The sequence below is a fragment of the Idiomarina sp. UBA3176 genome (assembly GCF_002364295.1).
Classification (GTDB): domain Bacteria; phylum Pseudomonadota; class Gammaproteobacteria; order Enterobacterales; family Alteromonadaceae; genus Idiomarina; species Idiomarina loihiensis.
In genome coordinates, this window is sequence record NZ_DEXU01000023.1 from 106,821 (window position 1) to 122,185 (window position 15,365).

Genomic DNA, 15,365 nt, shown 5'->3' on the forward strand with positions numbered 1-15,365 from the left:
ATTTGGCGTAAAGATAAAATCAGCACACCAGAGAGTCTGCATATAGCCCCGCTATCATACGTAGTAGCAGGGCTATATCGATTTTTTAGATCATGAAAGGGCAATACCTTAGAAGTCCCAGCGCACACTGGCACTGATATTACGTGGTTCGCCATAAGAGCCGTAGTTGTACACGCCGACACTTTCAAAGTAATTCTTATCAAAAAGGTTGTTAATATTTAATGACGCAGTAAGGCTGTCAGAGATCTGATAGCGGGCAAACAGGTCGGCAACCGTATAACTTTCCTGGCGGGGGATTTCACCATTGGGGCCCACACCTTGGTTTCTTGAAGGGAATACTTCACTTTGCCAGCGAAGCCCACCACCGAGAGTAAGCTCCGGCAAATTCTCTGCAAAGCTATAAGAACTGGTTATTCTTACCATGTCTTCAGGCGCTTGTCGGCTGACTTTTTCGCCGTCATTGTTGCGGGCTACCCGATGTGTATAACCGGCGTAAACTTGAAGTCCGGTCATAAGTTCACCTGAGAGTTCAGCTTCATAACCTTTGGTTTCTACGCCGTCTTCAGCTTTATAACGCTGTTCTGGTTGGCCAGCGACAATCACTTCAATATCCGGAACCGCAACATTTCGCTGCTTAACCTGGAATACTGCAGTAGAGAAGTTCAGTCGCTGATTAAAGAATTCACCTTTAAGACCTATTTCATAGTTTTCGCCGTGCACAGGGTCAAGCAAATTACCATACCGGTCTTTTTGAGTTTGAATATTGTAGATATCGGTCATGCTTGCATAGGTAGAGAAATGGTCATTAATATCGTAAACAATGCCTGCGTATGGGGTAATAACACCGGAGTCAGATTCATCCACCGCGGTGACAGGGGAGCTCATAGCCTCAGGAGTGTAATTGTACTCTTCATGCGACCATGAACTGGTGCGAAGTCCTACAATTAGTGACAAAGGCTCCGCTAGGTCAAATTGCGCACCACTGTAAAATCCGCTTTGCTTAGTTTCCCAGCCCCAGATGTAGTCAGATTCCGATGCAAATTCTGGTTCAGGGACAGAATCCCATTCGTAAAAGCTCCATGGCTCAATTGCTGACAGTGCAGGTCGTCTGCTTCGGTCATTTTCTTCAAGGTTACTGTTCCAGCCAATAACCATTTGGTGCTGTCGACCTAATAGCTCGAATGGGCCGCTCAGCCTGAAGTCTAAGGTATACTGGTTCCAGTCACCCGTGGTTGAACTTGGGCTGGCTCCCAGTCCCAGTCCGGTATCCTGCTCTAGGAAACCGGTCACGTACATTCTTTTGTCGTCGTAGTGTCCGTCAATATGGCTGGCGTAGAAATCAAATTGCCAAAAGTTGGCAAAACGATGCTCCAGTGAGGCAAAAGTAATGTTGCGATTACGATCCCGGTAGGTCCAGTCACTTCCGGTATTGCTGGAGCGGGGGAGATCAGTGCGTGTTCCATCGTCATAATACATCGGAACCGGTTCGCCATAGCTGATACCGTCGGCGTGATGCTTTTGGTAATCGATGCCGAAGTTGGCCTGGGTATAAGGGGTTAAATCGGCTTCCAGAATGCCGTAAAGAACCGTTTTATCGCGTTCTACGCTATTTATATAGGAACCACTGTCCTGATAGGCACCCACGAAGCGTCCGCGCAACTTATCATCGAAACCAAGACTTGAAGAGATATCGGCTTCGGTGCGGGTTAAATCCCAGCGCCCGGCTTTTACGTTAATGGAAGAGCGCAGCTCTTCAGTTGGCTTTTTACGAATTAAATTGATAGCGGCAGAGGGGTTGCCCGCCCCCTGGAGTAAACCTGCAGCGCCCCGAATCACTTCTACACGCTCATAAACGGCCATGTCAGAGAGAAAGTCGCCTTCAACACCACCGTAAGCACCGCGCACATTAGCACCGTCAAATTGCACGTTATCAATAGAGAACCCGCGTGCGGTCGGAAAAATGCGATCTGTTTCGGCTCGGTTGACGTTAATGCCGGTGGTGTATCGGAGTGCCTGAGCAATTTCTGTTATTGCTAAATCGTCAATCTGCTGTTGGGTAATTACGGTCATTGACTGCGGGGTTTCTCTAAGTGAGAGGTTAAGCCCGGTGGAATAATTCATAACACGTGTTGTGTAAGAGTTTTTAATTTCAATTCTTTCCATTTCTTCGCTTTTGCTGCTTTCGTCCTGAGCGTAAGACGGCAAAGCAGCTGAGGCTGCGCCTATGCCCAGTAATACCGCTAAGTGAAGAGGGGATTTTTTTAAATGCTGAGTTATCACCTTTATATCCTCGCCTGTGTAAAGTGTAGAGAGGTTACTATAATGTTAATGATAACTATTATCAATTGTATTTAAGGTGAGCTATTGCCGCTATGGCTTTATTTAATGAGATGATGTTTACTTCGGTAATCGCATGCGCCGCTTTTTTGCTTTAACTGAGAGACCGTTATGGTATTTATCTTTTATGCATTCGCAATTTTGTCTCTGGCAGTGAGCGCTGCTGCCGTATATATGACGCTTATCCAGTCGTTTCCTGTTCAGTGGTCGTATTACCATTACTTTATTCGAAAGCCTTTTACCTGGGCTGTGCTGGTTGCTGGTGTTATCGGTACTTTGCTAATGAGCTGGCAAATTGACGAGCTGCCTTTATGGACGTTTCCTCCTCTTATCCTAATGGCGTTGGCCGTTGTATTAGCGCATCGAATGCATCAGGAGAATGCGTTTAAAGCGGTTGATTTCCCCGCCATGGCAGATGAGCCGCTGAAGCTTTCTCTTCAGGACAACATGGAGCTGGCTGTTATTGAGTATAATGGTGTTACTAAGGCGTACCCGCTGGACTATGTAATACATCACCACATTATTAATGACCGTTTCGAGGACAAACTGGTGGCGTTAACTTACTGCGCCATGTGCCACAGTATTATTCCTTTCGATGTCACCGATATTGGCCCTTTATTTGTCGGCTCGTTTAAAAACGCGAATATGATTGTGGCTGACAAGAAAACTAAAACCTTTTTTCAGCAAGCCAGTTGTGAATCGGTTATTGGCAAGTTACACCCGTATACACTAACAATGATCCCGTTTCAGGTTTTAACCTGGAGTGAGGTGAAAAAGCTAAACCCTTGCCCTGAAGTAGTAAAAGTAACGAAACAGGACTTTAAAGCGTTTGAGCTTCCCGTTAAAGGGCTTTGGAAAAAGGTTATAGCGAATGGTTTGACCCCAGGACTGTCATCAAAAAACCGGGATAATACCTTTTCGCCCCGAACGCATGTGGTGGGCATTACCGATAAAATCGCTAACCCGCAGGTTATGTACCTTAAAGACGAGTTACTAAAGCAGGGCGTGGTTAACAACGAAGAGTTAGGTGTTGTGCTTGTCGCTGTGAACGGCTCAGTTCTTGGTTTTAAAAGCTCAGTCGAGGAAAAGCCGGTGAGCATTGAACCCGGTGCTAACAGCACGCTTTGCGACACTAAAAGCGGAACGGTATGGGATGTTCGCGGTAAGTTTATAAAAGGCGAAATAGAATCGAACCTGGTTCCTGTAGCTATTTCCGATGAATATTGGTTCTCCTGGAAGCTGTTTCACCCCGGCAGTAAGCTGGTGCATTGCAAATAAGCACCAGCAAATACCGGAAATTTAGCGATTCATCGGTATGTGGAATACGATGACTCTCTTAACGAAAAACGATACCGCCATCAATTAACGGAGCCTGACCCGTCATGTAGTCAGAATCGGGGCCAGCCAGATAAGATACAAAACTTGCTACATCCTCTGGTGTTTGCGCGCGGCCAAGAGCAATGCCATCAACATACTTTTTATATGTCTCGCCTACGGGCGCATCAGTAAGTTCAGCAAAGCGTTTGTCAATTTCAACCCACATATCGGTGCCAACGACTCCGGGGCAGTAGGCGTTTACCGTAATACCCTGGCTTGCATATTCCAGGGCTGCGGCTTGAGTTAACGCGCGCACGGCAAACTTAGTTGATGAGTAAACACCCAATAATGCAAAACCGTTATGACCCGCGATAGAGGAGGCATTGATAATTTTGCCTTTTTGTTTGCGCTCAATAAACTTCTTCGCTGCTGCCTGAATGCCCCAAAGGGTACCATCAACATTAATTTTCTGAATTTTATCTAATTCTTCTTGAGTGACATCCGCAATCGCCTGAACTTGTGCAATACCGGCGTTGTTCACCATGATGTCGAAACCACCAAGCGTTTTTTCAGCGTGATCAATGGCAGCGTAAACCTGCTCCCGGTCACTTACATCAGCTTTGAATGTTGTTGCTTTCCGGTTTAATGCTTCTACTTCTCGGGAGACTTCATTCATCTTGTCTTCGTTTAGGTCCACAATGGCAATGTCGGCACCATCTTTTGCCAATCGCAAAGCTATAGCGCGCCCAATTCCCTGACCAGCTCCAGTCACTAAAGCTACTTTATTTTGTATAGACATAACGTACTCCTATTTGAAGATTGCACTTCAATTAGAGTACATACGCGGCGGTTAAGTTTCGCAAATGCAGATCAAAAAGTGAGGATTTTCATTACGACATAACCAAGGACATCACTTCCGCAACTGCTTTGTCATCTAAGTCCATTTGATCAACCGTTTCGCCGAGTTGGAGCATGGCCTGGCTAAGTGCGGTATTATAGCTACTGATTTCCTTTTGCAGAGCGTCTATTCGAGCCTTGCGTTCTTCATCGCTCAGGGCACTATCGTTCATAACGTCCCGCAGTTCCTGCTGTTTCTCCTTAAGCTTTTCTCTGTACTCCGCTATCCGTTTTAGTAAGTCTTTTAGCCCTGTGGGAAGGCTACTTTCGTCAATTTTTTCCTTCTTAGAAAGCAGGGAACTTTCCCCTTTTTCAGAGGCAGAGGTAAGTTCTTTAACCAAAGGTGACAGGTCAACATAAAAACTGGCGCTGCTACTGGTTTTGTCGCTCGCAGGTTGGCTATTCGTTGTGGTGTTGAGCGGCTTAGTACTAACCGAAGGCACACTGGAAGAGGCGGTCTTCGTGTATAAAGAGATGGGCATGGCACTCTCTCCAGAAGGTTAAAGGCTATTTCCGTAGGTTTGCCTTAGTATCGGCAACGTTTGCGAATACTTGAGTTCGTCCTTGGAAATAGCCTTTAGCTTACAACTCGCGCCTATATTGTTTAGCGTTTGAGTTTATAGGCAATCACATAATCGCCAATAGTGGTGCCAATAGAGCCGTGACCACCGGCTACCTGAACCACCATTTGTTCACCCTGACTGTTCAGATAGGTCATTGGTGTGGCTTGTCCGCCAGCTGGCAAACGAGCACGCCAAAGTTCTTCACCGGTGGATAAGTCATAAGCGCGCAGGTAGTTATCGACAGCGGCTGCCATAAAGACCACACCACCTTCGGTGATGATAGGGCCACCAATACCGGGGACGCCCATTTTAATTGGCAGCGGGAGCGGTGTCAGGTCACGAACAGTACCGTTTTTATGCTTATACACGGTTTCGCCCGTTTTCAGGTCAACACCGGCCACGTAGCCCCATGGTGGCTGCTGACAGGGGACGCCGGCAGGAGAAAGCAAAGGTTTCATATCCACCGCATAAGGCGCGCCTTCGTTTGAGTTCAGACCTTGTTCTCCCTGGTTGGCCGGACCCATGTCGGAGCCGTCTTTTTTAACCAGCGTTTGTGTGAAGGCCAGGTATAAAGGCATACCGAACATAACCTGACGTTTTGGGTCTACTGCAATGCTGCCCCAGTTGAAGACCCCGAAGTTACCCGGATACACCAATGTACCTTGTTCTGATGGCGGTGTGTACTGGCCTTCATAGCGTAGAGACTTAAACTGAATACGGCACATCATCTGATCCAGCGGCGTCGCTCCCCACATGTCTTTTTCAGTCATGGTGGGTGGACGGAAGGTTAGCGCTGAAATTGGCTGTGTTGGCGAGGCATTATCTGGAGCCACCGTTCCCTGAGGTGCTGATTTTTCGGTAATAGGGAAGATAGGTTCGCCGGTTTCGCGGTTCAGCACATACACATCGCCTTGCTTAGTGGGTACCACAAGAGCTGGTTGTCTTCCGCTTACGGTGTCTAAGTCGAGCAATACCGGCTGGGCAGGGGTATCCATGTCCCACAGGTCATGATGAACAAATTGTTGTACCCACTCTACCTGTCCGGTTTCAAGGCTTAGCGCAACCACAGAGCTGGAATATTTCTCTTCATTTTCAGAGCGGTACCAACCCAGCTGATCGGGTGTGCGGTTCCCCATAGGAAAGTAAATAAGACCCAGCTCTTCATCGGCACTGGCTACCGACCAGCTGTTAGGGGAACTGGTAGTGTAAACTTCATCTTCGGCAATAGGAGCGGTTTCATCCGGGTTACCGGAATCCCAGTTCCATACCAGCTCGCCAGTTTTTACGTCATAGGCACGAATAACGCCGGAAGGTGAGTTTTTATCGTAGTTGTCGTTTACGGAGCCTGCAACCACCACTACGCCATTGGCTACAACTGGCGGCGACGTAGAGTAATAATAACCGGCTTGTTTGAAGGGCATATTGTGGGTTAAATCCAGTTCACCGTTATCGGCAAAGTTTGCACAACGTGCGCCGCTGGTTGGGTCAATCGCAATTAAGCGGGCATCAGAAGTTGGCAAAAAGAGTTCGGCGTCACACTGAACTGGTGCCAGAGTTTCGGCTGCTATATCCAGCTTTTCAGCAGACGGTGCTTCACCGGAGCTGGGTGGCAAATAGGACACGCCGCGACAGGTCTGATGCTGGCGCTGGCTTTCCGGTGGTACTTTGGCGTCAAATACCCAGCGTTTAGAGCCGTTGTCGGCATCCAGTGCCACTAACCAATTGTGCGGTGTACACAAATAGAGTGTATCGCCAATTTTCAATGGCGTTGCTTCATAGGTGGTTTCACCGACGTCTTTAGGCCCTTTCATGTCGCCGGTGCGGTAACGCCAGGCTTCTTCCAACTGCCCCACATTTTCGGTGGTGATTTTATCCAGTGGCGAATAACGCTGACCCATATTCGTCCGGCCATAAGCGTACCAACTGCCTTCCGGAGAGTTGCCCAGTTTAGGTGACTCGCTGTCTACTTGAGTATCCAATTTGCCGGATAAGTCATGCGGGTTCGCGAAAAGGCTGCCCAGTGTCATTAACGCGAGAACGGCCCAAACGGGGAGCAATACTTTGCGCCTGCCATTGTCTGCCACTTTGGAAAGTAGCAAAGGTATGGCAAGCACCAAAAATAAACCTATGCGGGGTGCTAATGCCCACCAGTCATACCCAGATTCCCATAATGACCACAGCATGGTGAGGATCAGGAATACAGCGAACAAAGTGCGGGTTAACGGATGCCGTTTGTAACCAAGCCAGGCATTAAATAGTAAAATCACGCCTGCTAGAGCGTAATAGAAGCTGCCACCCAATGTAAGCAGGTAAATACCGCCTACTGTTAAGGCGAGGCCAAGAAGTGCAATTAGAATAGCGAATAAAATCATAGCAATGATTCCATATGTTGAAATGCATACAGATGTGAGCGATATTCTAGCAGATGGAATACCAAGTCACCGCTGAATTTGAAGGAACAGTATGAACATTACAAGGAAGAACTTAAGCGAGGCGGCAGATAAAAACATTATATCTACTTCGCAAGCCGACGCTCTTTTTGAGTTTTTTAAAGAGCAACATCAGGACAAGCCTCAGTTTACGTTCAATCATGTGCTGTATTATCTGGGCGGGCTGATTGCTATTGGCGCAATGACGCTGTTCATGAACCTGGGGTGGGAATCCTTCGGTGGTGTCGGCATTGTTCTGATATCCGTTCTTTATGCCGCTATTGGCTTAAAGCTTACTCATGTTTTCTCCGCTAAAAGCTTATCTATTCCCGCAGGAATCTGTGCCGCCTTTGTGGTCTGCTTAACGCCGTTGGCTATTTATGGCCTTCAGCAATGGTTGGGAGTGTGGCCCGACGAAACTGTCTATCGTGAGTATCACCGATATATAAAGTGGCACTGGATATACATGGAGCTGGGCACCCTGGCTGTCGGTGTCATTATGGCGTGGAAGTACAAATATCCTTTTTTAGTTATGCCTATAGCTGTGACTCTTTGGTATATGACTATGGATATTGCCGTCATGATTGCTGGCGGTGACATCAGTTGGGAGTTAAGAAAACTCGTATCCTTGTACACTGGGCTATTAATGATAGGTCTTGCATTCTGGGTGGACATTCGTGCGCGTGATACCGTCGACTATGCTTTCTGGATTTATATCTTCGGTGCTTTGGCTTTTTGGGGCGGCCTATCTTTTATGGAATCAGACAGTGAGCTGTCAAAATTTGTTTATTTCTGCGTAAACCTTCTGATGATAGGTGTTGGTGTATTACTGGTTCGCCGGATATTTGTGGTGCTTGGAGCCCTTGGAAGTTGCTTCTATCTTGGTTATTTAGCTCAGGATGTTTTCCAGGATAGCTGGCTATTTCCGGCCGCTTTAACTGCTATTGGTCTGGGGATTATTTACTTAGGCATTCTCTGGCAAAAGCATGAGAAAGCTATTACCAAAAGGTCGCGTGAGTTGCTTCCTGCGGCGTTACGGGAGTTGTTAGAGGAAAGATCTTAACGGACAAGCTGGATGTTGGATACTGGCAACTGATACTTTGTGTTGAAACATAGCCCGAAATTGGAGGTTTCCATGTCGAAAGATGATGATTTTCTATTTCAGTCAGAAGAGCTTGAAAAAGCGCTCGCTATACTTTCAAAGCATCTCGCTGGCGACCGCGGCGTGACGCCAGAAAAGCCCGCTTTTAATCTGCCGACAGAGCTTCCGGTCGAGGGACTTGGAGGCTCGGCTGCTTTAGAGCATTTGGCGAAGGGCTTTTTTCCTTCGGCAGCCCGGCTTAATCATCCCGGCTATTTTGCGCATATGGATCCGCCGACTCCCTGGGTGTCCTGGGTTGGTGCGCTCTGGGCTGCGTCGTGTAACCAGAACCTTTTACATACAGATACCGGAAAAGGGGCTCGGCAGCTTGAGGAAACCGTCGTTCACTGGCTTAGTAAATTTTTTGGTATGGACGGTGGGCATCTGGTTCCGGGATCGACAGTGGCGAATATTACAGCACTTTGGGCGGCACGTGAGCTTAAGGGCGTACATAATGTGGTTGCGAGTGAAATGGCACACTTAAGTATTCGTAAGGCCGCCTCTCTTCTTAACTTAAACTTCCACGAGGTACCCGCGGACAGTCAGCATCAGCTGCGCCCGGAAGCGATAGAGAATATCGATATGGAGAAAACTGCTGTTGTACTAACCGCCGGGACTGTTGCGGCGGGTGCTATAGATCCTTTGAATGCTTTTCCAGATGCTGCATGGCGTCATGTTGATGCAGCCTGGGCGGGGGCCCTTCGTTTAACTAAACATTCCAATTTGTTGGATGGTATTGAGAGTGCAGACTCTGTTTCTGTGTCAGCTCACAAATGGCTGTTTCAACCTAAAGAGAGTGGTGTTGTAATGTTTAGGCAGTCTAAGGAGGCTCATGAGGCAATGAGCTTCGGCGGAGGGTACCTTGCGGTGCCGAATGTCGGGTTGTTGGGCTCTCATGGCTCTACTGCGCTTCCTCTGGCTGCAACGCTTATGGCCTGGGGTAAAGAGGGTATTGCGGAGAAAATTGAGCATTGCATGCAATTAGCGCAGCGGCTCGCGTCTCGTATAGAAACTGAACCAGCCTTAGAGCTTTTCGCAAAACCGGTTACTGGCGTTGTGCTTTGGCGGCCTCGGAATGCTTCTCCGACTGAAGTGCGCAAACGAATGAACGAGGCGTTTGTTTCATTGACCCAAGTAGGTTATGAAAGCTGGTTTCGTTCAGTAGCGGCTAACCCACAAGCCGATCCAGACCGCGTGATTGATAGTGTTCTTGCCGCAATTGAAACAGAGTAGGTATGGAACAGCCAAAAAAGGGGAACATCAATGCCATCAAAGGTCGTTAATTTTGCCGAAAAATTGAGTAAGTTTTCCGAACACTGGTCGCCACGGGTGGTTGCCGAAATGAACGACTATCAAATTAAGGTCGTTAAAATTAAAGGGGAGTTTGTCTGGCACGATCATAAAGATACTGATGAAGTTTTTCTGGTACTCAAGGGAAAAATGGGTATTGAGTTCAGGGATAACGTTGTGCAGTTAGCGGAAGGCGAAATGTATGTGGTGCCTAAAGGAGTAGAGCATAAACCCTTTGCCGAGAGCGAATGCCAGGTGCTCCTGATTGAACCAAGTGGCGTTATCAATACAGGTGAAGCCGGTGGTCAGCTTAAGGCGAAGAACAATGTTTGGGTTTGAGGTTAATTCGTAACCTGCTACAGTTGAAACAGTCTTTAAAAAGCCTTTTTAAGGTTGGTTATGAAAACGGAAACGGTTACCTATTTAAAAGAGCATGCTAACTCGCTTGAGCTAGAAGAAGACTTACTGGTAACTAAAAAAGGTAAGCCCGCCTATATGGTGCAGTCATATTCTGATTACGAGTTTCAGCAGGAAATCATGGCTTTACTTAAGTTGGTCAAGTTGTCTGAAAAGACTCTAAGCAGCAAAGAGCTGAGTCTAGATGAAGCCTTCGAATAATAACTGCGCGGTGGTTGCTTCAACGGTATTTAGATTATCGTTACAACGCTTTAGAGCCAAACCTGCAAAAAATTGATTGATGAAAGTGGATTCGGGATAGCCTAACTCAATGAACTTAGCTCTCTTTGACTTTGACGGCACAATAACTAACCAAGACACCTACACAAAGTTCCTGCTTTACGCAACCCCTAAGCACCGCGTTATAGCAGCTCTGATTTTAGCCGCACCAATTATTATTCTGTATAAACTGGGGCTTTTAAAAGCCTCACGAACGAGGCCTGCGTTATCCAGAATTGTATTCTGGAATCGTCGTGAGTCTGAAATTTTAAAGTCAGCGAAAGAATTTGCTACGCATTACCTCCCTAGCGTTATAAGAGAGGAAGCACTTGCAAAAATTGAATGGCATAAAGAGCGCGGCGACGAAATTTATGTGGTGTCAGCATCGTTAAATTCATATTTATCGTTTTGGTGTAAGGCTCAGGGTATTAAGTTCATATGCAGTGAACTGGAGCTTAAAGACAATAAATTAACAGGCCGTTATGTTTTCGGCGACTGCAGCCTGGGCAATAAGGTGAAAGGGATTAAACGTACCCTCGATTTGTCAGCTTTTGAAACCATATTTGCCTATGGTAATACCGAAGAAGACATGCCCATGTTGGCATTAGCGGATGAAAAGTACTTTAGGTGGCAACGTATATCTGAATTAGCAGAGCCTTCTGCTGGTTTGAAAAATTAAAATGTTATTTGTTAATGGGTAACCGAAAATGGATCCACATACTCTGGCTTCACAGCTACGTCACCCTAGTGGAGAGCATGCCGCTGAAGTCGCTTTAAACATGAACAGTGCAAACGGTCAGTTGAACGTAAAATGCATAAACCTTTTAAACCTACAACATTCAGAATCACTGCTTGAAATTGGTCCCGGCAATGGAGTTTTTGCTGCTGACATAATCAAACGGGCTGATAACCTCTCCTATACCGGCGTTGACTGGTCAGCAGATATGATTGCCGAAGCGAAACGCATGAACGAAGATATAGTGACTTCGGGGCAAGCGACATTTCAGCAGGGCAATTCCTCTCAACTCAATTTTGATAGTAATGTATTCGATAAGATTCTGACCGTTCATACTCTCTACTTTTGGGACAAACCGCTTGAACATTTAGCGGAAATTCGACGTGTTCTTAAACCTCAAGGGCTATTTTGCCTCGCTTTTGGCGATAGTTCGTTTATGAAAGACTTACCTTTTGTGCCTTATGGTTTTGAGCTATACGATAAAGAACTTGCCTGTAACTTGTTGCAAGAATCGGGGTTTAGATTACTAAATGCGGAGTATTATGTAGAGCAGGGCGTTAGTAATACAGGTGAAGTCGTTGATAAAATAATAAATATCATTATCTGCGAAGCTTAACTAGAAAGCCGGAAACCCTTTTACCGACTCAGTTACAGGGACAAAACTTGACCAATTTTAAATACATTCTGGTTCTTGCTTTATTGGTAAGTGCTTTCACGTATGCGGACGATACTGCGATCGCAGAGGACAAAGAAAAGTACTGTGATTTTAACTTATATTTACCAGCAAAGAGTGAGGGAGCCCCGGATACCTTACTGTTAGAGCGTTCTGACCTTAGTTCGTTAAATACAACTACCGACAATAATACGGTTCAATGGACAATAGAAGTGGCCGACCATGCGCTGAGTAAATGGAAAGCCGCGAGTAAAGAGCATATTGGTTTACCCATGCGAATTTATTGTGGTGATGAATTGATATCAAGCCCCGTTGTCAGGGCACCACTTGGAAAGAAGTTTAGAGTGACCGGAATGGACGAGGGCGCTCGTCGCATACGTTAGTTCCTCCAGGCCGTTATGCAGAAACTTAGGGTTAAGTTTCTGTAAAGGTGTCCACAACTGTATTGGAGCTGGGTATTAAGTTGGGTAAACTCAGTTTACAAAATGACAACACGGTGCCAATGGAAGGTGCATAGTAAGTTTTCTTCCGTTAGCTGTATTGTGAAGAGCCGCGCTATTACTAATAAGGGAATGTCTTATGTCGATGCACGAGTTTGAAGACCTGGTTGAGTCGTCGGTTAACTGTCTGGCTCAGTCGAAAACAAAGACGAGCCAGGAACTGCGCTCGCTATTCTGGAACCTCTATCAATTTCAGGAATGTTGGGATACTGGTTTTACTCATCTTCGTGTTATTGACACTTTGTTGAAACACAACTTTGTTTACCAATTTAAACTCACTCAACACCCTGACTACGCCGCGCATAAAGCCTTTTTCGATAGCGTACGCGAGTTTACTTTTGTTGGACTTCACCCTGAAGAAAAGTGGAACGGCGAGACAAACCCCACCGTCGGCTACATTGAACCACCTTACCTATATTGCGATGCTGGCTCACCGCTCTGGCAGAAATTCGTCGAAGCAGGCTTGCTTACGGGCGACGATGCATTGCCGCCGGTGGAAATGGCTATTCAGGATACGGCAAAAGAAGTCATTGTTGAGGCAAAAGAGCAGAGTAACCCTGAATTAGTCAGCCTGTGGTATTCCGCATTAGGCTTATATTTATGGTCTTTTCACGAGGAAGCGCAGCTGGAAGAGGCTAAGTCGGATGCATCCATTAAGGCAATTAGAGGTATTGTTCAGGAAACCGGAGCGCTTGATCTTGATCCGGGTCATGGCTTTTTACAGCAACCGCCGCCGGAAGCTTTAGAAGAATATCCGTACTTGTTCTGGTGGTTTCAAATAAACGAGTAGCACACAAAGATGTACCAAAAAAATAGGTAGGGAAACAGTGAATATATACAAAGTTTTGGGTGTTGCTTTTGTCAGCGCAATGCTGAGCGCGGGTTGTGCAGAAAGCAAGGAAGCTAAGCAGGAGGGTCGAACTGTGTACGAGCAAATTCAGCAACGCGATGAACTTCACGACGCCCGTTTTGAAATATTAAAAGGGCTTGAGGACGAAGAGCTCGGACGTGCACTGTACGGTCAGGAAATGTCTAACTTCCAATGGATGATGGACGTTTTTGTCTTTTATGCCGGGATAGAAAAAGTTGAATACACTCAGCCGGAGTTTTTCCATTTCAACCAATACAGTGACAGGGACGCAATGATCGAAGCGTACTTGCAAAGTATGGTAGCGGTAAACAGTTGGAAACACCTCTCTTGCATGCAATATTCAAACGAACAGGGTTTTACTCTGAAGCCTGGCTTTGAGTTTCCGTTTCGTTACAGTCTGACATACACCAATATGATTTTCGACAACGGTGATACCTTGGGCTTCCCTGAATATGCGAGCTTTCCTGATATGGCAAATAATAAGCAGGCATTGGGCGATATTGTCGATACACGTGAAGAATTCTGTTTCACCGAGGCACGCGATGAGAAGTCCCCCAGACCAGTTGCTGTAAAGGGAGAGTTTTATGCAGAATTGCCAGAACAGATAATTACATTTGAACTCAGCGCTGAAGATGTTGGAGAAACTCTGGAGCGGGACGGCTTTTTAATTAACGTGCTGGAGTTTGGGGAAGACTATTACGTAGTTGAAATTAGTACTGAAGACGGCACTGCCCCCGCTAAATTGTTTGGGAATGAAGATGTTCTTGCTGAGGCCGTTACAGCCAATGGGGATTATCTTGCCTGGCGGTCAACTCGACGTCGGCCTATGTCTGAGGTTTATCAGGAAAACGACCTGCTGGAAGAGGTGATAGAAAAGGCTAAACAGGGAAATATCGATTTAGAAGCTGTAAAAAAGGATTTTGAGGCCTGGCAAAAAGACAGTAAAGAGGCGCGCGCTGGTAAAATATACTTAGGCAGGGCCTTTAACGGACAAGTAGACAAAGGATTGTTAACGCTATTAGTGTACGGTGAAGAAAGCCAAAAAGTGGAACGTGAGTTAGAGCTTCCAGTGCTTGACCTGCCATATTCCCGGACTTATGAGATCAGCCTGGGCGATATACCTGAGATTGAGCTAACGGCTCCTGTTTACAATGATCGTCTGCCTGTTACAGCATCCCGTACCGAATTAAATGCACAAGAAATTTCAGATTTAATGACATTACTGCATTTCCGGGGATATGAGTTCGACGACCCGAAAAGACAGGATGTTGAAACCCCCGGAGTTATAAGGTGGTTTTACCCCAATGTACAAAGTGATGTATTTATTGAAAGTGGTAACCGGGTGGCGGCATCTGCAATGGCCGGTCATAAGTTCTTTGATGAAAATAATGAGCCAGTGCAGGATGCCGCTGAAGTTGAGTTAAAGAAAAGTGGAAACCTCGAAAGCACGGACTTAGAGAGCATTGAATTTGCTTATGACTTTAAAGCGCACAGTATTGATTATTATCCAAAAAGGTTCACAACCAAACCTGAACGTTTTAAAGCCGCGCTTCCAGTGCTTATCGCGCCTAATCTAACGAAAGAAAGCTATGCTAAAGACGAACTGCCGCAAGGCGTAAGTCTAAAAGGTAACCGACTCATTATTGACTACGCGGAGTTTGAGCCGCGCGAAACGATAAAAAGAAAAGCGTACGAACAAGAACGTCGCCGGAATGAGGTTTTTGTTAAGGATAGCAAGGGATACCTCAAGGAAATAACGAGGCAGTCTTTTGTGTATGCTCATGGTCGGAACAAGCCACCGGTAGATGTTTACTATTTTTATGGCGAGCCCGAAACCTTTGAAGTTTGGTATATGGGGGAGGCTAAATTTATCGACTATGACGTAGATATTGACTTGAATTCTACTGGCACGCAGAACGCAAAGTAGTTTATAGGC

Annotated in this window: 14 protein-coding genes; 10 read left to right on the forward strand and 4 right to left on the reverse strand. The window is 46.3% G+C overall.

All coding sequences use genetic code 11. From position 1 onward, the window contains the following. Positions 1–108: 108 nt before the first annotated feature. On the reverse strand, positions 109–2,280 hold the full coding sequence (locus B2U97_RS10075) for a TonB-dependent siderophore receptor (protein WP_286823080.1): 2,172 nt from the start codon (positions 2,278–2,280) through the stop codon (positions 109–111). Between the two features lie 168 nt (positions 2,281–2,448). Here B2U97_RS10075 and B2U97_RS10080 point away from each other — a divergent pair, with 168 nt between their 5' ends. After that, positions 2,449–3,615: a DUF3179 domain-containing (seleno)protein gene (locus B2U97_RS10080; RefSeq protein ID WP_272989924.1), complete on the forward strand. Its 1,167-nt coding sequence runs from the start codon at positions 2,449–2,451 to the stop codon at positions 3,613–3,615. Between the two features lie 58 nt (positions 3,616–3,673). Here B2U97_RS10080 and B2U97_RS10085 read toward each other — a convergent pair whose 3' ends face one another. From B2U97_RS10085 to B2U97_RS10095, 3 genes are all read right to left on the reverse strand, one after another. Continuing rightward, positions 3,674–4,453 carry an acetoin reductase gene (locus tag B2U97_RS10085; protein ID WP_011234043.1) on the reverse strand — a complete coding sequence of 260 codons (780 nt, stop codon included), beginning with the start codon at positions 4,451–4,453 and terminating at the stop codon, positions 3,674–3,676. A 91-nt stretch (positions 4,454–4,544) separates the two neighbouring features. Continuing rightward, on the reverse strand, positions 4,545–5,033 hold the full coding sequence (locus B2U97_RS10090) for a hypothetical protein (protein ID WP_011234042.1): 489 nt from the start codon (positions 5,031–5,033) through the stop codon (positions 4,545–4,547). A gap of 122 nt (positions 5,034–5,155) precedes the next feature. Beyond that, positions 5,156–7,486 (reverse strand): glucose/quinate/shikimate family membrane-bound PQQ-dependent dehydrogenase, encoded by a 2,331-nt coding sequence (locus tag B2U97_RS10095; protein ID WP_114981449.1) that lies wholly within the window; start codon positions 7,484–7,486, stop codon positions 5,156–5,158. 91 nt (positions 7,487–7,577) lie between these two features. On the opposite strand from B2U97_RS10095, the gene B2U97_RS10100 reads away from it, so the two are divergent. The 9 genes from B2U97_RS10100 to B2U97_RS10140 all read left to right on the forward strand — a co-directional run bounded on the left by B2U97_RS10100 (position 7,578) and on the right by B2U97_RS10140 (position 15,356). Then, positions 7,578–8,606, forward strand: a complete 1,029-nt coding sequence (locus B2U97_RS10100; protein ID WP_114981447.1) for a DUF2157 domain-containing protein — start codon at positions 7,578–7,580, stop codon at positions 8,604–8,606. 72 nt (positions 8,607–8,678) lie between these two features. After that, positions 8,679–9,917, forward strand: a complete 1,239-nt coding sequence (locus B2U97_RS10105; protein WP_114981445.1) for a pyridoxal phosphate-dependent decarboxylase family protein — start codon at positions 8,679–8,681, stop codon at positions 9,915–9,917. A 30-nt stretch (positions 9,918–9,947) separates the two neighbouring features. Next, entirely contained in the window at positions 9,948–10,313 is a 366-nt protein-coding gene (locus tag B2U97_RS10110; RefSeq protein ID WP_114981443.1) for a cupin domain-containing protein, read from the forward strand. A gap of 60 nt (positions 10,314–10,373) precedes the next feature. Beyond that, complete coding sequence (locus tag B2U97_RS10115) at positions 10,374–10,592, forward strand: type II toxin-antitoxin system Phd/YefM family antitoxin (RefSeq protein WP_114981441.1); 219 nt, start codon at positions 10,374–10,376, stop codon at positions 10,590–10,592. A gap of 109 nt (positions 10,593–10,701) precedes the next feature. Next, entirely contained in the window at positions 10,702–11,328 is a 627-nt protein-coding gene (locus B2U97_RS10120) for an HAD-IB family phosphatase (protein ID WP_114981440.1), read from the forward strand. A 28-nt stretch (positions 11,329–11,356) separates the two neighbouring features. After that, positions 11,357–12,001 carry a class I SAM-dependent methyltransferase gene (locus B2U97_RS10125; RefSeq protein WP_114981438.1) on the forward strand — a complete coding sequence of 215 codons (645 nt, stop codon included), beginning with the start codon at positions 11,357–11,359 and terminating at the stop codon, positions 11,999–12,001. 47 nt (positions 12,002–12,048) lie between these two features. Next, positions 12,049–12,441: a SecDF P1 head subdomain-containing protein gene (locus B2U97_RS10130; protein WP_110014063.1), complete on the forward strand. Its 393-nt coding sequence runs from the start codon at positions 12,049–12,051 to the stop codon at positions 12,439–12,441. Positions 12,442–12,637: 196 nt separating this feature from the next. Continuing rightward, entirely contained in the window at positions 12,638–13,348 is a 711-nt protein-coding gene (locus tag B2U97_RS10135) for a hypothetical protein (protein ID WP_114981436.1), read from the forward strand. A gap of 37 nt (positions 13,349–13,385) precedes the next feature. Next, positions 13,386–15,356 (forward strand): hypothetical protein, encoded by a 1,971-nt coding sequence (locus tag B2U97_RS10140; protein WP_114981434.1) that lies wholly within the window; start codon positions 13,386–13,388, stop codon positions 15,354–15,356. Positions 15,357–15,365 lie beyond the last annotated feature (9 nt).